Below are 22,030 nucleotides of genomic sequence, written 5' to 3'. Positions count from 1 at the left end.
CGCCTATACCACCCCCGCCACGGCAGAGAGCGTCGCCCATGGTCTGCTCCCCCCATCGTGAGTCCAACCCAACCGTTCGACCGCTTTCCAATCCAGACTCTCAGTCGACAAACCAAGCTCGCGAGTCAACGCCTCTTCAAGCGTCGGGAATGGACTATCGCTGGCAAGCACAACCTCCGCCACGTTCAGGCCTGGGTGGTGTTCGCCACAGGCACGAAGTGACGCGGCACATTCCTCAACGATGTTGTTAGCCACGTCGGAACCAGGATCTTCTTCACCTGCGAGGCATTCAACGCTCAACCGCTTGGTTCGAACAAATATCAGTCGGCCCTCCTGCATCACAAAGCAGGTCACCCCGCCATCCGATACACTGACCCAGAGCAAATCACGGCCCGCCCGTTTCCGCCCTCCTGCGGCTTTCAGCCAGAGATTGAACAGACGAAAGCTGGCCACGCCGACCTCCTGAGGAAGCAAGCCAACCGACTCACAGAGAGACTCATATTGTCTCAAGATGGTTTCTTGTATCGCCACGACAAGCACCACATGGGAACGTCTGTCTCCTGCGCCGTATGAAGGGAAGCCCTGCCAAACAATCTTGGCTCCGGCCAAAGGCACCAACTGCTCCTGCCCTACACGCCAACGAATCAGCGACTCTTGCTCTTCCGCCTGAGCCGGGAATTGGTCCAATTGCAACACCGTCGTGCGCACCGCCAGATCTGGCAATAGCAACACAATCGGACGCGGAACGTCTGGCAACCACACCCGCCCTGCAAACCGAACGTCGTGACTTGGTCCTGCCAATGACCGAAGGCGGGTTTCCACCGCAGACAGGTCTGCCAGATTCAGATCCATGGGGGAAAGCTTGATGGCCCCTATTGGTATCGACGAGAGAACACTGCGGTAGCGATATCGCCCTCGCCAGGTGCGGACCGCCTCTCCCCAGGCGAGCGTCTGCGCGCCGATTTTCAAACAATGCCGGGGACGATTAGCCGTAAGCCCCCACATCACTTACCCTTCCTCACTGAACGTCACTCGATTAATCTCACGCAAGGTCGTAGAACCTTCCAATACCTTTCTGAGAGCGGACTGCCGCAACGTGATCATCCCGCCGGTCACCGCACGATAGCGAATCTCGGAGAGGGGACGTTCAGCAAGAATCATTTCTTTGATTTCGTCATTCAGATCCAGAAACTCCGTGATGCATTTTCGTCCGCGATACCCAGTACCATGGCACTCCTGGCACCCCTTGCCTTCATAAAACGGCACGTCTTTGTATTCTTCGAAATCGAGACCGGATTCTTCCGCCAGCGTTTGATCGAGTTTGACCTCCACGCGGCAGGCGAGACACACCATGCGAACCAGCCGCTGCGCCAGCACACAGTTCAGCGCAGCCAAAAAGTTGTAGGCGTCGATTCCCATTGACGCAAATCGCCCAATGACATCGAACACGTTGTTGGCGTGCACCGTCGTCAAAACCAAATGGCCGGTGAGCGACGATTGAATGGCGATTTGCGCGGTCTCCCCATCGCGTATCTCGCCGACCATGATTTTGTCAGGATCATGACGCAAGATGGACCGAAGCCCACGTGCGAAGGTCAGGCCTTTCTTCTCATTCACGGGAATTTGCACGACCCCCGACAGTTGGTACTCGACCGGATCTTCGATCGTGATCAACTTGTCGTCCTTAATATTCATCTCCGTAATCGCGGCGTACAGCGTCGTCGTCTTCCCGCTTCCAGTCGGACCGGTGACTAACACCATGCCGTAGGGCCGCGTGATCGCGCGCCGAAAACGCTTCAGATCTTCCGCGTTAAATCCCAGTCGTTCCAATCGCAACGTCGACACGCCCGTCGTAATGGCTTCGCGATCGAGAATACGAATGACGACCGATTCACCGAACACACTCGGGAGGATTGAGACACGGAAATCGACGGTCTTTCGTTCCAGCCGCATCCGGAAGCTTCCATCTTGCGGTACCCGCCGCTCGGCGATGTCCAGATCAGACATCACTTTGAGTCGCGAGACCAACGGCGCATGGAGCCGGACATCGAGCGGTTCCATTGCCGGAACGAGAATTCCATCAACCCGTAGCTTCACCTTAGTGGCATGATCGGCCGCTTCAATGTGAATATCGCTGGCCCGACGCTGTAACGCGCTCAGAAGAATCGAGTCCAGTAATTTGACGGCAGGACTTTGATCCTCTCCTGCGTGGTCCATCGTGAGGACTTCCTCTCCACGCTCGTCCTCCTTCACCAGCACAGATCGATACTCGGCTTCGAGTTCCCGAAGGGCTTGGCTAGAGCCTTCACTACGTTCCAGAGACGCCAGGATCGAACTTCTCGGACTCACGACCAAGTCCAACGGACGGCCCAAGAGCAACTCCAACTCATCCAGGGCCAGGAGGTCCTGAGGGTCGGGAATGGCGACAGCCAAGCGGCCTTGATGTTCTGCAATCGGAATGAACGGATGCCGTTGCATGAGTTTTACCGACATGGAGTCGTAAAACGACTGGTCAACCCGAAACTCTGTGAGCAGATTACACGGCAAGTCAAACTGGGCCGCCAATGCGCGCGCCAACTGTTCCTCAGAGAGAAGCCCCTCACTGACCAAGGTCTGCCCGAGAGCTGCCGTCACGCCACCCAAGCGGCTGAGCACCTGGTCAATCGTCTGCTTCGGCAGAATCCCCTGCCGGACAAGCACATCCATCAGCGTGGGGCGAGTCACAGTCCGCAACATAGGCTCCTACTCACTCCTCAATAAGAACAACAAGCCGATCCCTGTACTGCCAGTCTGCAGCACTACACCGCCCCAGCCATTTGAAAGACCGGCAGATACATGACGATGACGATCGTGCCCACTAAAACCCCCATAATCAAGAGTAGCACCGGTTCAATCCAGGTCGTCAGTTGCGTGAGCTGGAGGTCCAGATCACCTTCATAAAATTCAGCCACATCGTGCAACATCGTCGGCAAGGATCCGGTCTCCTCACCGACCGATAACATCTCCACCGCGAGCTTTGGAAATACTTTTGGACGATCCAACGCGGCGGCCAACGTCGTCCCTTCGCGAATTTCCGCCACCGTGCCCGCCACTCCGACGGACACATACCGATTAGAGATAGCCCCTCGTGCAATCGACAATGCCTCTACAAGCGGAGTGCCTCCGGCAAGAATCGTCGCAAGCGTGCGCGTGAGCTGCACCGTATAATGTTTCACGAAAATCGGCCCCACGATGGGCACGCGCAATACCAGTCGATCCACGACGAGTCGCCCTGCCGACGTCGCATAGTACGCGCGGCCTATGAGCCCAAGAATAACGAGCCCTGCAAACCCAGGCACCAGGTATGCTTTGCCGCCTGTCACCACATCGAGCAACAGCTGTGTGGCAGGCGGCAACGATTTCGATGTCTCGGCATAGACTGACACGAATGTCGGCACGACGTACGTCAACAGAAACCCAATAACGGCAATCCCGACAAGCACGAGAAAGGCAGGATAGGCCAGTGCTTTCGAAACTTTCTGGCGCAGCCCGATCATCAATTTCAAATACGCAATAAATCGCTGCAGCACCTCGGCGAGATTCCCTGATTGTTCGCCCGCTTTGATCGTCGCAATATACAGTTCAGAGAAATGGGCCGGGTGTCTTGCCAACGCTTCGGACGCCGACGCTCCTCCACGAATATCCTGTCGAACCGTCCGCAAGGATTGCTGAAATCCTGCATGGTTGGATCGCTCGATCAAGAGATCCCACACTCGCAATACGGGGAGACCGGCTTTCACAAGCGCGAGCAGCTCTTGATTGAATACTAAAAATTCGCCGAGTGGAAGTTTCCCAAACGCCCGCCCCCCAAGACCCAAACCGGCTGTAGTTCCCCCCTGCCGTTGCAGACGAAAAATAAGAAAGCCTTGGCCTTCCAGCTTGGATCGAACGAGGTGTTCTTCCTCTCCCTCCATCTTTCCATCGAGGGTTGATCCATCAGAACGGGCCACTCTGTAAGCAAAGACAGGCATGGTACGGCGTGCACAAATATCAGGCGGATAACAAGAATGAATGTTAAGGCGTCGACTCAACGTTATCGGCACCAGCCACGGACATGGGCCGATCATCCGGCAACCATAAGGCCTGTCCAATGACAATCCTATTGTCGGTCAATTGATTGAACGTCCGCAGACGTTCCGTATTGACTCGATACTTCTGCGCGATACTCCAAAGCGTATCACCAGGCTTTACGGAGATATGCTTAGCTGGCGCCGGCTGAGACTCAACCGCTGACAAGGACTCACGGTCGACCGGCACCTGCGACACCGTCGCGGCGATCGCACCTGCCCGAGGCATCTCTGGAAATTCCGAGAGCTGACTTCGTTGTGCAGGAACCTGCGTCGCCTTCGAACCTTTGCGCATTGCACCGCGAGACGGTGGTGGAGCGGCCCCTTGCCCATCATGAGCCGATTCCGATTTCCCGGGTTGCGCAAACTGCTTCTGCAGCTGCTTCAACTGACCCTGTAACTGATGACTGCCTCGTGACACACGATCTCGATCCGTCCGAGCAACGGCCAGCTCTTCCCGTTGCAACTCAATAACCTGCCTCGCTTCGATGACCCGTCGCTCGGCTTCTCTGACTCGACCTTCCAGCTGGGCTCGAGCCACCTGAGCCTCGGCCAATTCACTCCGCCGCGATTCAAGATCGGCCCGTAACTCCGCCACCATCCGCTGCGCATCGCGCACCGACGCTTTTAATGTGTCTGTGGTCAGCTGAAGTTCAACCACCTCCGGCTCGCGCATCGGCTCAAGCTCGCCACATCCCACAAACAGGACTGAGGCTAACCCGACAACTGTTAACACTCCGACTCGCACCCTTGAAGAACTGGCGCGTCTTGCGTCGGCTGAAGCCTGGACCAGACTACGATCGCGATTGCACATACACATCCTTACCAACGATTGTACGGGGTACCGCTCGTCCCCACAAATTCAGCCCCGGAAAAGACATCGACCACGCCCCCTTCGATCGGATCAGAAATCTCTTGCCAGGTGGTTGTCGAACCAGTGAAGGGGTCCTTTGGCATGCCACGTAAATACCCGGCACTCACCAATGCCGCCAGAGACAGAGGGTACTTCCCCTGGTCCGCCTTGTGTTGATCCAACACATCCCGAAGTGTCGAAAGATCCTGACGCAAGGCAGCCTCCTTAGCTTTGACGACCGACGATTGGTACGAAGGCACCGCCAGCGTAGCCAGAATACCGATGATCGATACCACGATCATCAGTTCGATCAGTGTGAAGCCATCTGAGCCCCGTGTGCCACGCCTACCAATCTCGATACTTCGTTCCATCTAATGCCATGTCCTGACTTTGAGTCATCACATCGTAGACATCGTCACCGCACCAACTCGATGCCGTCGGCGCATCTCGATAACATCGGAATACCCAATCGGCCTTGCCGGTGAAGGGGTCGAGAGGAAGACTCCTCAGATACCGCTTCGTCGTCGTGCCCCTCACCGTCGCCTCTTCACTGGTGAGCTTGATTCCCAAGAGCATATCCAGAGACTTCGGATATCCGTAGGCGCTCGTGACGTCTTTGCAGGTGAGCTTATTCTTCAAGCAAGCCGGCCCCAATAGTACGTCGCCATCGCGGTTCCACTCCAACTTGAAGGTATCGATGGCCGCCCGCATGATCCTCAAATGCTGGCGCAATTCTATTTCGTGAGTCCGTTTCGCCGACAGTCGACTGAGCGGCATCGCGACAGAAGCAAGGACCATCACAATCGTCAGCGTGATCAGAAGCTCCAAAAGGGTCACGCCTGACTCTTTCACCGCACCCTCACAATACCTTTTCCTTCTTGAGCTGGTGCCGTGGATGATTCTGCAGCGGAATCCACCAACACCACACGCACAGGCGATACGCCAGGCGCCTTGGCATAGAAGGTGACCGTGACGGTCCGCCCGCCAACCTGCCTTGCTACTGGCGAAAACTTAAACGTCACCATCCCTGCTTGCGTTACCGAACTATTGGACGCCTCCTCACCCGTGCTATCGAGCGAGATGACGTTGCCATTCAGAATCGTTCTGAACTCCAGCACCTTTGGATCATACTGTAGCTGAAACACGCCTTCTCCCGCAGGCCGAAGACGCTCGTCATCGATGGCAAGCGTAAATTCTTTTCCCATTTGAATGACCGACTCATCCGGTCTGATCGAAGCGACCGCCCCCACCGACACCAATGGGGTAAGTGATGCTGTAGAGGCTTTCCCTCCCCCCCCTCCCTTTGACGCCACTCCCAATGATGAGAGCCCCGCACCGGCGGCCCCATTCCCCATCATGGACATTTTCTTCCCCTGCGGGGTAAACAGCGGACTCGTCGCATAGGTTGAATCCGTTCCGGACCAGAACACCTGTTTACTCAGCCCGGGAGGAGTCATGCCTTGAATGATGTGTGGTGTGATCGTCAAAATCACCTCGGTGGTAACCCGTTTGGTGATAAACGAGCTCAGGAGATTACCGATAAACGGAAGATCGCCGATCCATGGAATAGTCGTGCGGGTTTTTCGGTCTTCTTCTTGGATCAGCCCTCCCAACACAATGGTTTCGCCATCCCTCACATTGAGCATGGTTTCCGCGGACCGATTGCCGAACTTAAACTGAGTAATGGGGGGATTGGCTTGGAGGGTCACCTGCTCGCCAAGGCGAATGACCTCAATCTTCATCTTCAAAGACAATTCGTTTCCTAAATGGATGGATGGTTCAACCGTCAACTTGACTCCCGTATCACGGAACTCAATCGAGGTCACCGTCGAGGTTGTTGGGACGGCGCCTGTGGCAGCTTGCCCTGGCAAGACATTCGTTGTGGATAACAGGATCGGCTGCTTATCCCCAATATTGATTTCCGCTTTCTTATTATTGACCACCCGAACCTTCGGCGACGCGAGAGTCTTGGCTTCGGTAATCTGTTTAAAGAAGTCCAACTGGATGTTGGTCGGAAGCTTAAAGAGATAGTTGCTCCCCCCAAGATCGGTGAGTTGTCCGCGGGTGAACTGCTGCGCAATATCCCCCGCGATCGCACCAGAAAACCCTGGAGGCACGATGGCGCCGGCAATTTGCTTGGGATAGGTCAACCCATAGGTTTGATCAACCGTACGATCGACTTCCAACACTTCGACATCAAATAAGACTTCAGAGTCCAGGCGATCGTTGGCCAAAATGATCTTTTCCGCCATCTCCAGTTTTTCCGGTTGGTCCCGAATCACAATCGTATTCAATTGTTCGTTGGCATGCATTCGTTTGGAATCGAGCATGCTCTTCAACAACACCAACATGTCTTTCGCTTTGGCGTTGGACAAGTAGAACGTCCGAATCATCAGATCTTGATACTGCTCCTGCTTCTGCCTGGTATTGGGGCTGACAATCATCACGCCCGGGGATATGGTATGGGAGAAGAGGCTATTGCTGTTGAGAATAAGGTTGAACGCATCATCGAACGGTGTGTCCTGGATGCTAATGGTCACGGGGTCGTTTCGGACATCCTTATCAAAAATGAGATTGATCCCCCCGGCCTTTCCAATCCCTTCCAAAACTTCTTTGAGCCCGGCATTGCGAAACCGAAGTGTCACCGGCTGCTTCCGCCGATCGTCACGGTTCAGTGCCTGCTGCTCTTCGGTGAGTCTGGCAATACTCTCAAGAGGCTCCTTAAACGAAGGATCCAGCTCAGCCGCTCTGGCGTACGCTTCCATGGCCTCATCGGTCCGACCGAGTTGGGCAAGGCGATCTGCTTCCCGATTCTGGCCACGCGCATCTTTTAAGCGAAGCGCTTCAAGCAACCCTGATTGATGCTCCTGGCTGGAAGGTTCAATGGTCAGTGCACGTTTAAACTGCTCCGATGCCAGGTCGGGCTGATGTTCTTTGAGATAAGCCCGTCCTCGCTCCTCATACAAGGCCGCGGCTCGTTCTCGAGCCATGATGTATTTGCTCTGTAAGGTGGGATTGAAGGGATCGTCTTTCAGCGCTTGCTTATAGGCGAGACTCGCTTCCTCCCATTTCCCTGCAGCGAGTTGTTGGTCGCCTCGCTTGATATCAGGGGAAATGAAGTAGGCGCAGCCAGAAAGAGCTACCATTGTTCCAATGGCACAGCACATCCCCACTGCCGTATGTTTCAGTATCGTATTGTCCTCGCTATTCATCGGTTACCCAATGCTGCCAACGCGAAAAACTGATCCAGGTGAAACTACGTGAAGGCCTACTGCCACAAGCCATCTATAACAGCCTCTATAGAGTGGGGCAATGAGAATCACAAACTCTGCTGACAGTGAGATATGGGGGCCGTGCCTGGCACGTACTAGATTGAAAATTTTCTGCGTGGCCGAGCCAACTTCCTCGACTCTGAAGAACCATGGCCCCGGTGAAAGGCCCTGGTTCCTAGGTCGGCAGGCAGAACCGACCACCCTCGAGTATGTTACAGGCGCCAGTACTTCAACGAGGGTGAGATCTTCGCCTGATCAAGTAGGCTCTTCACATCAATAACCACCCCATCACGCTGATCTCGAAGAGGCTTGAGCAATTCTTCCAAGTTCATTTCGGCATACGCACGGTGAGCCACGGCAACAATCACTCCATCGACGTTCTTCAAATCATCCCACTGCTGGAGATGAATGCCGTATTCTGCGACCGCTTCCTCTGGTTCGGCAATCGGATCATGCACAAGTACTTGAACGCCATACTCGCGCAACTCCTGAATAATATCGGGGACTTTACTATTGCGCAGATCGGGAACATTTTCCTTAAATGTAAGTCCTAATACTGCCACCTTGAGATCATTGACCGGACGAGGAAGCTGACTAAGCAGTTTCATCGTTTGTTCCGCAATGAATTTCCCCATCCCGTTGTTGATACGCCGGCCGGCGAGGATTACTTGAGGATGATATCCAACTGATTCAGCCTTGGAGGTCAGATAATACGGGTCAACGCCAATACAGTGACCGCCAACGAGGCCTGGAGTAAACCTCAGAAAATTCCACTTTGTTCCTGCCGCATCCAGCACAGACTTAGTATCAATTCCAAGACGGTGAAAGATGAGTGCTAACTCGTTCATCAGCGCGATATTCAAATCTCGCTGGGTGTTTTCAATTACCTTCGCCGCTTCAGCAACCTTAATACTGGAAGCCCGATGGATCCCCGCCTTGACTACAAGTTCGTACGTGTTGGCAACAATCTCAAGCGATGCGTCATCTTGGGCCGATACAACCTTGATAATTCTCTCCAGCGTATGTTCCTTATCTCCTGGATTAATCCGCTCTGGGGAATACCCAATCTTAAAATCAACCCCTGCTTTCATCCCTGATATTTTCTCTAAAATAGGAAGACACACCTCCTCGGTGGCGCCGGGATAGACCGTCGACTCGTAGACCACAATCGAACCGGGTGAGAGATTCGCACCTATGAGCTCAGATGATTTGCGAAGAGCCGTCAGGTCAGGCTGAAGAGCTTCATTAATCGGCGTAGGAACGGCCACAATGATGAAATCTGCGGCCTTGAGATCGCTAGGTTCAAATGTATAGTGAACGTCCGTCGCTTTCAGCTCAGCCGCAGACACCTCACCCGTACGGTCAAGGCCCTTCTGTAACTCTGCAATCTTTGCCTTGTTGATATCAAAGCCAATCACATGCTGCCGATTCCCGAATGCGACCGCAATAGGAAGACCAACATAGCCGAGTCCTACAACAGCAATTTTTCGCGCGGTGTCTTTCTGTTGAGCCATAAATCTCTCCGTAGTTTTTCATGAGAATGGCAGAACCTCGAACGTCAGTCAACGAAATCGAGTGAATCTATGCGAGGAGCCGTTCATGCAGTTAGAACATCATGTTAATCAATTTTTCACGTTTACTCCCGCCGATAATCGTAGCAATCATAAAAGACATCCAAGATGGTCGTGCGCTAACATCTATGGACTGCATCCCACCAACACTAGATCTAGCCGGCAACCACGTATCGACTATTGAGACATTGCGAGAGCTGGCCACTCTCCTTTGCTAGCTACGTAGGTACACAAATCACTTCTATCAGGAGAGGAGACTAACCAAACTCCACCTCATTCCTCAGGGCAAAAACAGGATAGGAGCACAGTCTTGTACCTTTTAAAAAGCTACATACTCTCGCCTAGTTCCAATGATAAGGCTTGCAGTAAAAACAATATATCTATTTAATTTCAACTTTTTACGATTAGTAGTGAATCTAAATAATAACATGTTCGAATCTTTGGGGCTGGCTACTCTCCGTACCTACACCTGCCCTGCCAGCCCTCCCCAAAAGTCCTATAGACCAGACACCTCAAGTCGTTGTTTTGCTGAATTGATTTGAAACTGAGATATCACCAGGCATCACAGATGCGAACCGGGGCATTGCTCTTGCTCAACCTCCCCCACTGGCAGTGCATACCCGAATCAGACCTACCATGGTCGGGGCATTTGCCTCTCATTGAGCCAAGCATGAAATCCGCTTCGATCGATACATAATAACGTGGCGGATAGTGAAATACGGAGGATCCAGACCATGCGCCAAGCGATACACCAACCATTACATTTGACTCTCATGATGCTATTTGGCGTTGTAGCCACATCGCTACTCCTTCAGCCGATATCTTCCGCCTCCGCCCAGCAGCTGACAAGTCCAGCTAGCCAGGAAACCAGCAGGACAGGCATTCAAAGTCGGCGCCTCGATAACATGACCTCCGTCCCTCCGTCTCCGATGAAATCACTGGAAAAGAAGGACGCGCAGTCTGCAGTTCGCAAACCGCACCGACTGATTCGAAAGCCTGACAGCAGTCCCCTTGCGACCGTCGAACTTTCCCCATCCGCCTCCTTGCCCGCAATTTCGTCGACACCACAAAGCGACAACCCAACTTCTCAGCCCAAAGAGCCCTCATCTCTCAGCAGGAGCGTCGGATCGACCCTTCCTCTTGCCGCCATGAGTACCGCTCCGTCACCAACCACGGGATCCTTGGCAGCTAGCACAGCGTCGACCGGGTCCGTCCCACTGGCCGCTGCAAGCACGGCTAACTCAGGCAACTCAGGCCCTGGAGGTTCCGGCGGACGAACGATGCGCAGATTGGCCGCAGAGATGCCGAGGCTGGCCCAATTAATCGCGCCGCCTTCGGCTCCGGCAGTTTCAGTCGTACCCGCGATCGGAACAAGTCCAACCAGTCTGTCTTTTACAGCCCAGCAAGGAGGCAGCAATCCCGCCACACAGACCTTGACCATCAGCAATATCGGTGGCGGAACCTTGAGCTGGACTGCGAGCGATAGCGCAGCCTGGATGTCGCTCAGCTCCTCCGCAGGAACTGGAGCTGGCTCCGTGTCTGTGAGCGTAGCGACCGGAGCCCTAACAGCAGGAAGTTATACTGGCACAGTGATGCTCAGTGCGACTGGAGCCTCCCCGGTTATTGTTCCTGTTTCATTTACCGTCACCACTGCTCCCGTGGCTCCCGCGATTGGCGCAAGTCCGGCAAGCTTCTCCTTCACAGCACAGGCAGGGTCCAATCCGGCAACCCAAACTCTGACGATCAGCAATACCGGTGGTGGAACCCTGAACTGGACAGCTAGCGACAATGCCGCTTGGCTGATGTTGTCGACAGCCTCCGGTACCGGAAACGGCCCTACGACATTGACCGTGAATACCGCCACTCTGACAGCAGGGAGCCATAATGCTCTCGTTACACTCTCTGCCCCAGGAGCAGCATCTGTCACTGTCCCAGTAGCGCTCATCGTCACGGCAGCGCCGGTTGCACCCGCGATCGGGGCAAGCCCGATCAGTCTGTCGTTTACGGCACAACAAGGAGGCGCCAACCCAGCAACTCAGGCGCTAGCCATCAGCAACACCGGCGGTGGCACATTGACGTGGACGGCCAGCGATGATGCAGCATGGCTGTCAGTCGCACCAGCCTCAGGAACCGGCAACGGCGCGGTCACCGTTACTGCCATACTGGGAACGTTGGCCACCGGAACCCATACCGGAACGATTACACTCTCCGCCACTGGAGCCTCTTCTGTTTCCATTCCTGTCAGCCTGACAGTTACAGCGGCCCCCGTACCACCGGCGATTGGCGCAAGCCCAACCAGCCTGACCTTTGCCGCGACACAGGGCGGAGTCAATCCAGCAAACCAGACTCTGACCATTAGCAATACCGGCGGTGGCACATTGACGTGGTCAGTCAGCGACAACGCCGCTTGGTTGACAGCGTCACCCACCTCAGGCACAGGCAATGGCGCCGTTACCCTGACCGCAGCGACCGGCAGCCTGACTGCAGGCAGCCATAGTGGCACGGTAACGATCGCGGCCACTGGGGCCGCTTCGGTTACCATTCCCGTGACCTTTGCAGTTGCAGCTCCACCGGCAATTGGCATGAGCCCATCCAGCCTGTCCTTTACGGCTCAGCAGGGAGGTGGAAACCCCGTTGCACAAACTATGAGTATCAGTAACACCGGTGGTGGAACCTTGAGCTGGAGCGCAACTCCCGACACCACCTGGCTGGCGGCCTCACCTTCTTCCGCCACTGGGAATGGCACGGTATCCGTAAGCGTAACCACGGGAATCCTAACAGCCGGCAGCTATACCGGAAATATCACCCTGAGCGCGACCGGAGCCTCGAGTAGAACCGTTCCCGTGACATTCACCATTACTGCAGCCCCCAGTATCAGCTTGAGCCCAACAAGTCTGACCTATACAGCAGCACAGGGCGGATCTAATCCGGTGAATCAAACCGTTACGCTAACAAACACCGGGGGAGTCGCAAATTGGACCGTGAGCGATAATGCTTCCTGGCTAAGCGTCTCTCCGGCATCTGGCAGCAGCAGTAGTACATTGACAGCCACGGTAAATACGACAGGGCTTACCGCCGGATCCTACACCGGCACCATCACCGTCAGTGCGACTGGGATAACATCAAGAACAGTGGCCGTCACGTTGACGGTCAGTGCTCCCACGACCTCAGCTGTTACATTGACATGGGCCGCAAATACAGAGATCGACTTGGCTGGATATAAGATCTATCGAAGAACAGCATCCAGCGCATATGGCACTGCCCTAGCCACAGTCTCTGCTGGAACGCTCTCCTACCAGGCGACAGGGCTCTCGGCGAGCACCACATACTTTTTTGCCGTCACGGCCTACAACACAGCAGGCAATGAAAGTGGATATTCAAATGAAGCAAGAATCGACATTCCGTAGAATGCCCTGACGTCTCCCCATAAAACGACGGCAGTTAAGAAATAGTGGACTGGAAGGATTGATTCGGGAACAATTCGACGTGACGCATCGAAGTACGTCCACTTCACGGGTTTTGGCTGCGTATTGTAGTGCTGGATATAGCGCATGAACTTTCGCTTGAGATCAGGCCCCGAGGCAAAGACGCCACGGGCAATCATGTCGCGCTCGATCTTGGCAAACCACAGTTCGACCTGCTTGAGTCAGGAGGAGTCTGTCGAGGTGAGACACGGCTGCACCATCGGATACTGGGAGAAAAACGCCTCGACCCGCGCGGTCTTGTGCGCCAAGATGTTATCCTCGATCACGTGAATCTCTTTGCCTCAAGGCTGATAGGTCACGATGTCGGTCAGAAATGCGACGACCTCGGACGAGGTGTATCGCGGTGCAATCTTGACCAACACCTCGTCCGTCTTGGCGTAGAACGCGGCGTTGGCCTTCCCCACGGAAACTAGACCATTGGCTAGGAAGTCCGACTGCGCTGAGATGAGGCCCACAAGAGGGGCCCACGACTCGGAAATGGCACAAGGAAGAACAGATCATCGTAGTGCTCAAGAATGCCCAGGCGGGCATTGGAGGCCAAGAGCTCTGCCGCAAGCACGGCATCTCGAATGCCTCATTTTATAAGTGGCGAGCGAAGTATGGCTTGAAGTCAGTGACATGAAGAAGCTTCACAACTCGAAGACGAAAACAGACGGCTGAAACCGATGGTCGCGGAGCAACCGCTGGACAGTCAGCTGCTGAAGGTCTTCGCCGCAAAAATGGTAATGCCCAAGGCGAAGCGCTCGGTGGCCCAGTGGGCAACCGAGCGCTTTAGGCTGAGTCAGCGACGGGTGTGCCCTTAATGGCCCTCGATCAGAACACGCTGCGATATCGCAGTCGATGCCAGAAGGCTGCGGCCCTACAGACGCGGATCCGAGAGATTGCGGGAACCAAGAAGCGAGATGGGTGTCCACGGATCTATGTCCGGTTACGGCGGAAGGGCTGGCCTGTGAATCAAACGAAGGTGGATCGGCTCTATTATCGCGATGAAGGGCTGACGCTTCGGTGGCGCAGACGGAAGAAGTCCGCGACGCTTCCCTGAGTTGCCTTGCCAAAGCCAACGCACCCAGGACGTTGTTATGCGATGAACTTCGTCCATGACCGGTTCGTGACTGACCGACGGTTCAAGTGCTTGACGATGTCCGATCTCTACTCAAAAGAAGTCTCTGAGATTGAGGTGGATCTGTCGATTGATGGGACACCAGTGTGCCGGACGCTGGATCGGCTGTTCCTGACACACCCGCTGCCAAAGACCATGATTCCTGACAACGGTCACGAATTCGCCGGAACGGCCTTGGATGCCTGGGCCTCGCAACGCGGGATGCGCCTGCACTTTATTCAACCGGGGAAGCCGGTACAGAACGCGTGTATTGAGGGCTTCAACGGCAAGTTTCTGGATGAGTGTTTAAACGAGCGCCGGATTCTGACGTTGCAGGAATCGCAACTTGTGATAGTCGCCTAGCGACGAGAGTACAATGAAGAGCGGACGCACAGTGCCATCGGGGCTGTGACACCCATGGAGTCCATCAACCACACCATCACAACCAGCCCCAGCCAGCGCAGGAGTCAACTTCGTTGCTCGTGGTGTAACAAATGGGGGGCATCCGTGCCTATGAGTTTGAGTCGTTGGCGGACTTACCGCCCGACCTCTACCGAGCCAAATTTTAAACCGGAATTTCTTCTTGCCTACGGCTTCCTTGACAGGGAAGATCCTGCCACTCCTTGATCCACGAAGAAGAACCATGTCGTAGAGGTGGCTTCAGTTTCAAGGACCAGGCGCGTTCTGCTCAAATCATCTCAGGGTGAAGGCGAGCTTATACTAGATTTCCCTGGAAGCAACAGTACCGACAACAACCGCTGCCTTCGCGTAACCTCCAATAGAATCAGAGGGGCAACGACAGCCAACAGAAAACCGAACGTGCCGATAACATATGGGTCCATTGAAGTATTAGCATCAAAAAACAGTCTGGCGTTATCCATGAAAAACCAATGAAAGATCAGTATGAAAATACTACCAGAGCCAATATGTCCAAATAACGTTGCAAGACTTGAGGAAAAAGAAAGCACCGAAGACACCGACAAAACAATGTAAATCCCTGAGAATGCTTGCATCGAAGAAATCAGTATATCTCCGTAGATCCTGCGATTCAGATCAATTGTTTCGTCAAAGAAATAGTGTAGGCCAAAGAATATAGAACCAGCACATAACAAGAGAAGCGGGCTGAAGGTAATGCTCTGGATGTATCTCGACATCATATATCCCGCCAGAAAATACGCCGAAGAAATAAGAATGAGGTCGACACTGAATGGAAGTCCTGGAAGTAATGCTTTTTTCCCGAATAGGAAACTCGGACCCCCAAATTCAGACATTGGCTTCAACCAAAACATTTGAATAGCGAAGGCCCCTAATATTAGAAATACAGCAGGCACCAGAGCAAATATCTTCTTGTTTAGGTGCTTGCCCGAGAATGCTTTTACTGTTAGCCATGAAAAAACAACTACAACAAAGAGATGTGGCAAGAACCAAAGTTGCACCCACTCAATCGTCGACCCCGTAGAGTAGATTAACCCAATAAAATACAGCAGCGATCCGTCCCCTCCCAGGATGTGAGCGATACCAAGACCACCCAAAACAACAAAATATGGCTTGAGTAACGAGTTCGCCTTAGACTTCAGTAACGAGGGCAACGCTTCTGTTTCTTTCAAGAAAATACCTGATAAAAGGAAAAATAGTGGCATATGGAATGAGAAAATAACTCTAAATAACTCTCCTTTCTCATGAAGCACAATCCAACTGTGCCCAAAGACAACGAGCAATATTCCAATGCCCCTCGCAATGTCGACCGTCTTATTTCGCATAAGACTAAAAGCACCCGTGACGAAAATAAGTTCGAACAGGTGAGTTGATAACCTCACCCTGGTGTACTTGAAATTCTCGATGCTCCGCCATCGGCTTACACCAATCCATTGCGATGGCTGCTAGCTGAGATACTTGCAATCTAGAATAGCGTGTAAATAAATGGTGCCACGGCTGAGCCCTGAGTTAATACAATCAGCCCTCCAAGGAGTACGAGCACGAAAATGATTGGAAGGAGCCAAAACTTCTTTCGCTCTTTCATGAAGGCCCACAATTCCATGACAATACCGCCCATACTCACCTCCTATTGACGAGCAATCGCTTAAAATTGATACTTCATATGGGAGTGAGGTCGTGGAGACCGGACAACCCTGTAGGTTGTGCTCGACTTGGAAAATGCCTGCCTCATCGTATCTTTCCCCATGAGACGGAACACGAACCCGATTGGCGTCACCAACCCATAAAACACGATACCGAGCAAAATCCTGGTATTGATCCACCCCAAAACATGCCCAACCCACATCCATCCTTTGTGGATTGGAGCTAAAACCATAGGGAGAACGGCGCCCAATACTATCAGTGCCCCGCCAGGGCCTACAGCCCACAGCCGTAACGGCTCACCGCGAAATACGAGTGGCCAAAAACCAATCACGGCAAAGACCGCCCCAACTATCAATCCAAACTGACGTAGGTCCTTACGTGTTGCAGCATGATCCATGGTCCAGGTCCCCCATTTAGGCTAATTAATCCAGCTCAAACTCTTTTTTCCAATCAGAATCCCCTTCAAGAGGCTTCTGATCTTCTTTCCTCAACACATAATTCTCGACAACCAGGAGATCCATCTCCGTCCGCATAAAGCAGCGATAGGAGTCTTCAGGCGTGCAGACGATTGGTTCGCCTCGCACATTGAACGACGTATTCACACAAGTGGCATACCCCGTCTTTTGTTCAAACGCCTTGAGTAACTTGTAATACCGGGGATTCGTTTCTTCGTGAACCGTCTGAATTCTGGCGGAGTAATCGATGTGCGTAACGGATGGGATATCTGAGCGCGGCACATTGAGCAACTCAATGCCCCAGAGTTCTTTCTGCCCAGAATCGAACGGAAGTCGTCGTTTTTCCAGGACAGGCGCGACGAGCAACATGTAGGGACTATCGCAGTTCATCTGAAAATAATCCGATACTCGTTCTCTCAGCACAGAAGGCGCGAAGGGTCTAAACGACTCCCTGTATTTGATCTTGAGGTTCAATACCGACTGCATTTTCGTATTCCGTGCATCGCCAAGGATGCTGCGCCCGCCAAGGGATCGTGGACCAAACTCCATACGTCCCTGATGCCAGCCCACGACCTTCCCGGCAGCCAACTCATCGGCCACCCGATTATACAAATCCTTTTCATCAAACCTGCTATATACCGCCCCGATAGCCGTCAGCCTCTTTCCGACATCTTCACTCCTGAATGCCGGGCCGAGGTAACTCCCCTTCATTTTATCGTGAATATTGTCTGCAGTCCGAGGCTTGTCCTCGTACTGATGCCACACACTCAGTGCAGCACCCAACGCACCACCGGCATCACCGGCTGCAGGCTGAATCCAGATACCCTTAAACGGTCCTTCGCGGAGCACTCTCCCGTTTCCCACACAATTGAGTGCGACACCGCCGGCCAAACAGAGATACTCCACTCCTGCTTCTCGATGCATCGTTCTCGACAAACGAAGCATAACCTCCTCCGTCACCTCCTGAATCGAACGGGCCAAATCCATTTCCCGTTGTCCGAACTTCGACTCCGCCTTGCGGGGGGGGCCTCCAAATACGTCATCAAATTTTCGACTCGTCATGGTTAAACCGGTGCAGTAATTGAAATACTCCATATTCATTCTGAATGTGCCGTCCGGCTTGAGATCAATCAGATGTTCGTAAATAGCCTTGACGTACTTAGGTTCTCCATACGGAGCCAAACCCATAACTTTGTATTCGCCGGAGTTAACTTTAAAACCCGTGTAGTAGGTGAAGGCTGAGTACAGCAGCCCGATGGAGTGAGGAAATGGAATATCCCAGAGCGGGGTAAGCTTATTCCCTTCCCCCAACCAAGCCGATGTGGTCGCCCACTCCCCTACGCCATCCATACACAACACACCGGCCCGCTCATAGGGCGACGCATAAAAGGCTGATGCTGCGTGAGATTCGTGATGCTCACCGAAGAGGAACTCAGGCAGTTCAGACTTGTCGAGGCCGTTAGAGCACGCGATGACCTCCTTTTGAAGCAAGTTCCGCAGGAAAAGCTTCTCTTTCATCCACACAGGCATCGCAGCCAGGAATGACTGGATTCCCTTCGGAGAAAATCCTACGTAGGTCTCCAGTAATCGCTCAAACTTGATGAGCGGCTTGTCGTAGAACACGATATACTTTAGGTCTTTAATGCCTATGCCTGCCTCGGATAGACAATACTCAACTGCCCGATGCGGGAACCCTGGGTCGTGCTTCTTCCGAGTAAACCGTTCCTCTTGCGCTGCCGCGACGATCTCACCGTCCTGCACCAAACACGCGGCACTGTCGTGATAATACGCAGAAATGCCGAGGATGTTAACCATTGGCTTCACTCCACCGTAAGAGTTTAAGGATTAATGGCTTGCCCTGCCAATCAGAACTTACGCCACAACCAGAATGATCTGTTCTGCAAAAAAACAATGTGTGCACCTCAATAGCGACGCTGTCTGGCCTATTCCGTCAACAGATTCTTCTCTGGGAAATGATTCCCCAACATACCATCTCCCCAATCGCCCCACCCTCCAAGATCGCGCTCAGCTCTTGCGTCCTGACAATGACAATCTAAAGCTTGAGGCCATTGGGTCGGTACGAGAAAACGTTTCACCAGGAAGTTCCTACGGCAAATGTTTTCATTCAGGACAATCCATTTACCTTATAACCTAATAACCTAGGGTGACTTACTCATTTCCACAGCCATCTTTCGTTGTGCCCCCTTAAAATGACTGCAATGCCTTGCAGTCATACCGCCAGAGGCCACTGCGATCCTCTTGTGAGTTGAACGAGGTGGGGGGCAGGCAAGACACTCCGAAGCATTGCATTCCAGAGAAACAGTATTTCGAGTCTAACCGTCTCTCTAAAACTCAGATCTGCTCTCCAGCCTGGCTGCGCCTTCAGATAGTCAAGTATTTCTGATGCTGGAACGAACCAGCCATTGCGCGAGGCTAGATCTTTCAACCGAGCCTCGAACCGAGGATCAGCCACACCGTCCCGATTGAAGCTTCCTGCCCCCATATGGGCATAGACCAAACATACTCCGCCTTCTTGCTCAAGCCGATCAAGATTCTCAGTCCGAAGGAGATGGTCAAACCGGTCGAGGTTATCTCCGTCTGCAGTCGGAAACCAGTAGTTAACGTACGGCTTGTCTACCAAACGGTATGGCATCGAAGGATTGACTGCAAGAAGATTGACGTCACCGTATGTAAACTGATTGACGTACTGTACGTGTTCCTTAACCAAGTCGCCCCAAAAATAGACCGACTCACTATCCTGCCCGGAGAACTCATGTTTACCTATCGAGGCGTAGGCCCACCGAAAGAGAGCGAAAGACCACCTATGTTCCCCCCAATAAACGTTGTCTCGATTAAGTGAGTGATTGACATGTATCCCAGGATACTGCCCCAGCGTTTGCCGAAACTCCTCAAGCCCGTTGATAATGTCAGGTCGCACACTACTACCGCCGCGAATTCCGTGTAGCGCGATCTCAAATCCCTTACGTTTCAGGTCAAGAATAAACGCACGATAGGCAGGATCACGCAATGAATCACCTTGGTTTGGCGAATGAGTGGGCTCGTTCGACTCCAATACCCAGATCGTTTTCGTCGTGAGAATCCCATACCGAGACAACAACTCATAGAGGGGCTTGACTCGATCAAGGGTTGCTAAATCTGTATCGTCGACGATCGAGAACGCGAATTGCTTGCCGCCCGGGAACGTGATTGCTCGTGGCTCAGGAGGATATAGAAAATATGCTATCGCACAGACTACAGTCACGAGGATAAGAACGAGTGCCTTCGCTATTCTTCGCACCAAGCTAATCCTCTTCATCCCCAATAATCGTCCTCGGCGTTCATCGCGTCAGTGATCTTTCAATATCAAGAACTCCGCGATGCGTTTACTGCCCTTCACGTTAAGGTGCCCATCGAACGCGTAGTAATAATCTTTAGGTGAGTCGAGAAACAACTGTGCCGTAGCGACAACAGGTTTGGGCGCAACACTATTGAGCGTCGCCAACGTTTCCCCGTACGTACCTCGAATAACATCCTGTACTGGGACCAAAAGATAAATGCTATAATCAAAACCAATTCGGCGGCTCAATTCGTCTAGCTTGGCGAGACTTTCCCTGGTCGCAACTAAAGCCACCGCCATACGTTCGTTACCGGGATCTACGACAAAAAGGCTCTTGAGCATCGGACCCCAGTGATACTTGACCAAGCGCATTATGGTTGAGTGCTCCAGAATAGCACCTTGCAAGTTAATCAGGCGTTCAGTGAATCCAAGCGGCGCCCCCCCTCTTGGAGTTCTATCTTGCACACTCTGCTCGACATTGGCCTGGCTCGAATGTTCCCGTACATACCGATCGTAGTTGTCAACAAAGTCGTTACCAGCGGAAAAGCTACCGCTCATGCCGAAAAAAAACAGTTTCACCTCTTTTGGTTTCCAGTGCCACTTTTCGATAAACGTCTCAAGCTTTTCAACCTGCCTCAATGTGCCACTGCCTGGGATACCGAGATTCACGCACTCACGGCGTTGTTGCCTGCAGTAAACTAACGCAAATGTCTCCTCGTCATTGAGACCGAACCCATAAGTAAAGGAGTCACCAATGAATACGATGTCTGGATTCCCCTCAACTCCTGGGACTCGATGGCCTTTATCCGTAATGGTCGTAAGTGCGTCATACTCATTAGCAATCTGTCTGTACACACTGCCAGGCTCGAAGAAACTCTTAATCGGCTTCCCATCAAGCGTGACATTCTCCAATCCATCAGAGATCGGAAAAAAGACCCGCACCACCATCTCGGCCAGACCCAACGCAACCATGCAAGATACCGTGATCAAGAGGAATCCGATTGCCCACTCGCTGAGAATGCGAGGCTTATGCACAGGGGGCTCCATTGTTGTCCTCCGAGCTAATCATACGCAGAACAGGGGATTGAGAATCGGCATCAGAGTCGCGACTGCCGCATCCAGCAATACTCAAGAAAATGAACACACTTACAGACCACCACTCTAAGTTAGACAGCCACCTATAGTCGATGAAAAACGAAAAGTATGTTCGTACGCTTCCCCGTCAAGAAAACATTTCCAGAGAAGAAATTCAGGCCTCAAGGTTGACCCGATACGTAGCGAGTGGCAACCACGCCAACGCCTTATGGGGCCGCTCTTCGTTATAACTCTGCAACTATTCTGTGGTAATCTCTCGCACCTGATCCAATGACTCAAATACATAAGCATTGAGCACTCGGGTGCGATTGGCTCGATTGTACCGCTCAATGAAGGCGCTTTGATCCGGCTTCCCCGGCTGAATATGGCGCACCTTAATCGTGCGCTCGGCATACCACGCCATAAATCGGTTGGCGATGAACTCTGGACCATTGTCGAGCCGAATGGCCTTTAGCTGGCCACCCCAGGCCACCACTTGCTCCTGCACACGAATCACGCGCTCCGCCTAGAGCGACATATCCACTTCGATCGCCAAACGGGTTCTGCCCCACTTTTACGGACACCTGATTACGGCTCATAATGAGCCAGGAGGGGTGTCATGGGAGCACGACGGAAGTTTTCAGCTGAGTACAAACGTGAAGCAGTGGCGATGTTGGAGTCCCCGGGGGTGACGGTACG

General features: G+C 53.1%; 18 protein-coding genes. 3 read left to right on the top strand and 15 right to left on the bottom strand.

Annotated elements, in window-relative coordinates; genetic code table 11:
• Nucleotides 1-3: 3 nt before the first annotated feature.
• The 9 genes from Q8N00_11885 to Q8N00_11845 form a co-directional block, all read right to left on the bottom strand.
• Nucleotides 4-1,005 (bottom strand): hypothetical protein, encoded by a 1,002-nt coding sequence (locus Q8N00_11885; protein ID MDP2383493.1) that lies wholly within the window; start codon nucleotides 1,003-1,005, stop codon nucleotides 4-6.
• A 3-nt stretch (nucleotides 1,006-1,008) separates the two neighbouring features.
• Entirely contained in the window at nucleotides 1,009-2,736 is a 1,728-nt protein-coding gene (locus Q8N00_11880) for an ATPase, T2SS/T4P/T4SS family (protein MDP2383492.1), read from the bottom strand.
• 62 nt (nucleotides 2,737-2,798) lie between these two features.
• Nucleotides 2,799-3,953 carry a type II secretion system F family protein gene (locus tag Q8N00_11875; protein MDP2383491.1) on the bottom strand — a complete coding sequence of 385 codons (1,155 nt, stop codon included), beginning with the start codon at nucleotides 3,951-3,953 and terminating at the stop codon, nucleotides 2,799-2,801.
• 100 nt (nucleotides 3,954-4,053) lie between these two features.
• Nucleotides 4,054-4,842 carry a LysM peptidoglycan-binding domain-containing protein gene (locus tag Q8N00_11870; protein MDP2383490.1) on the bottom strand — a complete coding sequence of 263 codons (789 nt, stop codon included), beginning with the start codon at nucleotides 4,840-4,842 and terminating at the stop codon, nucleotides 4,054-4,056.
• An 86-nt stretch (nucleotides 4,843-4,928) separates the two neighbouring features.
• Nucleotides 4,929-5,330 (bottom strand): prepilin-type N-terminal cleavage/methylation domain-containing protein, encoded by a 402-nt coding sequence (locus tag Q8N00_11865; GenBank protein ID MDP2383489.1) that lies wholly within the window; start codon nucleotides 5,328-5,330, stop codon nucleotides 4,929-4,931.
• Complete coding sequence (locus tag Q8N00_11860; protein ID MDP2383488.1) at nucleotides 5,305-5,811, bottom strand: prepilin-type N-terminal cleavage/methylation domain-containing protein; 507 nt, start codon at nucleotides 5,809-5,811, stop codon at nucleotides 5,305-5,307. Before Q8N00_11860 ends, Q8N00_11865 begins: the two co-directional genes overlap by 26 nt.
• A complete protein-coding gene (locus tag Q8N00_11855; protein MDP2383487.1) occupies nucleotides 5,808-8,171 on the bottom strand; it encodes a secretin N-terminal domain-containing protein in 2,364 nt (787 codons plus the stop codon). Before Q8N00_11855 ends, Q8N00_11860 begins: the two co-directional genes overlap by 4 nt.
• A 272-nt stretch (nucleotides 8,172-8,443) precedes the next feature.
• Nucleotides 8,444-9,745, bottom strand: a complete 1,302-nt coding sequence (locus tag Q8N00_11850; GenBank protein MDP2383486.1) for a nucleotide sugar dehydrogenase — start codon at nucleotides 9,743-9,745, stop codon at nucleotides 8,444-8,446.
• Nucleotides 9,746-10,889: 1,144 nt separating this feature from the next.
• Nucleotides 10,890-11,243 (bottom strand): hypothetical protein, encoded by a 354-nt coding sequence (locus Q8N00_11845; protein ID MDP2383485.1) that lies wholly within the window; start codon nucleotides 11,241-11,243, stop codon nucleotides 10,890-10,892.
• Between Q8N00_11845 and Q8N00_11840 the strand changes: the two genes are divergently transcribed.
• A complete protein-coding gene (locus tag Q8N00_11840) occupies nucleotides 11,125-13,209 on the top strand; it encodes a choice-of-anchor D domain-containing protein (GenBank protein ID MDP2383484.1) in 2,085 nt (694 codons plus the stop codon). The genes Q8N00_11845 and Q8N00_11840 overlap by 119 nt on opposite strands.
• A gap of 359 nt (nucleotides 13,210-13,568) precedes the next feature.
• Here Q8N00_11840 and Q8N00_11835 read toward each other — a convergent pair whose 3' ends face one another.
• The gene (locus Q8N00_11835) at nucleotides 13,569-13,691 is read right to left on the bottom strand and encodes a hypothetical protein (protein ID MDP2383483.1); all 123 of its coding nucleotides are present in this window, start codon (nucleotides 13,689-13,691) and stop codon (nucleotides 13,569-13,571) included.
• A 398-nt stretch (nucleotides 13,692-14,089) separates the two neighbouring features.
• On the opposite strand from Q8N00_11835, the gene Q8N00_11830 reads away from it, so the two are divergent.
• The gene (locus tag Q8N00_11830) at nucleotides 14,090-14,329 is read left to right on the top strand and encodes an IS3 family transposase (GenBank protein ID MDP2383482.1); all 240 of its coding nucleotides are present in this window, start codon (nucleotides 14,090-14,092) and stop codon (nucleotides 14,327-14,329) included.
• A gap of 6 nt (nucleotides 14,330-14,335) precedes the next feature.
• Entirely contained in the window at nucleotides 14,336-14,749 is a 414-nt protein-coding gene (locus Q8N00_11825) for an integrase core domain-containing protein (GenBank protein MDP2383481.1), read from the top strand.
• A gap of 335 nt (nucleotides 14,750-15,084) precedes the next feature.
• On the opposite strand, the gene Q8N00_11820 is transcribed toward Q8N00_11825, so the two are convergent.
• From Q8N00_11820 to Q8N00_11800, 5 genes are all read right to left on the bottom strand, one after another.
• Nucleotides 15,085-16,146 (bottom strand): acyltransferase family protein, encoded by a 1,062-nt coding sequence (locus Q8N00_11820; protein ID MDP2383480.1) that lies wholly within the window; start codon nucleotides 16,144-16,146, stop codon nucleotides 15,085-15,087.
• Nucleotides 16,147-16,286: 140 nt separating this feature from the next.
• Nucleotides 16,287-16,439, bottom strand: coding sequence for a DUF5989 family protein (locus Q8N00_11815; protein ID MDP2383479.1), 153 nt, complete (start codon nucleotides 16,437-16,439; stop codon nucleotides 16,287-16,289).
• Nucleotides 16,440-16,887: 448 nt separating this feature from the next.
• Nucleotides 16,888-18,735, bottom strand: a complete 1,848-nt coding sequence (locus tag Q8N00_11810; protein ID MDP2383478.1) for a carbamoyltransferase — start codon at nucleotides 18,733-18,735, stop codon at nucleotides 16,888-16,890.
• 1,531 nt (nucleotides 18,736-20,266) lie between these two features.
• Entirely contained in the window at nucleotides 20,267-21,292 is a 1,026-nt protein-coding gene (locus Q8N00_11805) for an SGNH/GDSL hydrolase family protein (protein MDP2383477.1), read from the bottom strand.
• A 298-nt stretch (nucleotides 21,293-21,590) separates the two neighbouring features.
• Nucleotides 21,591-21,848, bottom strand: a complete 258-nt coding sequence (locus Q8N00_11800; protein ID MDP2383476.1) for an integrase core domain-containing protein — start codon at nucleotides 21,846-21,848, stop codon at nucleotides 21,591-21,593.
• Nucleotides 21,849-22,030 lie beyond the last annotated feature (182 nt).

The organism is Nitrospirota bacterium, assembly GCA_030684575.1.
Classification (GTDB): domain Bacteria; phylum Nitrospirota; class Nitrospiria; order Nitrospirales; family Nitrospiraceae; genus Palsa-1315.
Note: the sequence above shows the minus strand (reverse complement) of the source record. Positions and strands in the feature narration are given on the sequence as shown.

Bases quoted from the DNA above. Each gene is read 5' to 3' on its own strand.
- Q8N00_11810 (MDP2383478.1), bottom strand. From the start codon at position 18,735: ATGGTTAACATCCTCGGCATTTCTGCGTATTATCACGACAGTGCCGCG.
- Q8N00_11830 (MDP2383482.1), top strand. From the start codon at position 14,090: ATGGCCCTCGATCAGAACACGCTGCGATATCGCAGTCGATGCCAGAAG.
- Q8N00_11855 (MDP2383487.1), bottom strand. From the start codon at position 8,171: ATGAATAGCGAGGACAATACGATACTGAAACATACGGCAGTGGGGATG.
- Q8N00_11865 (MDP2383489.1), bottom strand. From the start codon at position 5,330: ATGGAACGAAGTATCGAGATTGGTAGGCGTGGCACACGGGGCTCAGAT.
- Q8N00_11850 (MDP2383486.1), bottom strand. From the start codon at position 9,745: ATGGCTCAACAGAAAGACACCGCGCGAAAAATTGCTGTTGTAGGACTC.
- Q8N00_11845 (MDP2383485.1), bottom strand. From the start codon at position 11,243: ATGGTCAAGGTCTGTGTGGCGGGATTGCTGCCTCCTTGCTGGGCTGTA.
- Q8N00_11880 (MDP2383492.1), bottom strand. From the start codon at position 2,736: ATGTTGCGGACTGTGACTCGCCCCACGCTGATGGATGTGCTTGTCCGG.
- Q8N00_11875 (MDP2383491.1), bottom strand. From the start codon at position 3,953: ATGGAGGGAGAGGAAGAACACCTCGTTCGATCCAAGCTGGAAGGCCAA.
- Q8N00_11820 (MDP2383480.1), bottom strand. From the start codon at position 16,146: ATGCGAAATAAGACGGTCGACATTGCGAGGGGCATTGGAATATTGCTC.
- Q8N00_11885 (MDP2383493.1), bottom strand. From the start codon at position 1,005: ATGTGGGGGCTTACGGCTAATCGTCCCCGGCATTGTTTGAAAATCGGC.
- Q8N00_11815 (MDP2383479.1), bottom strand. From the start codon at position 16,439: ATGGGCGGTATTGTCATGGAATTGTGGGCCTTCATGAAAGAGCGAAAG.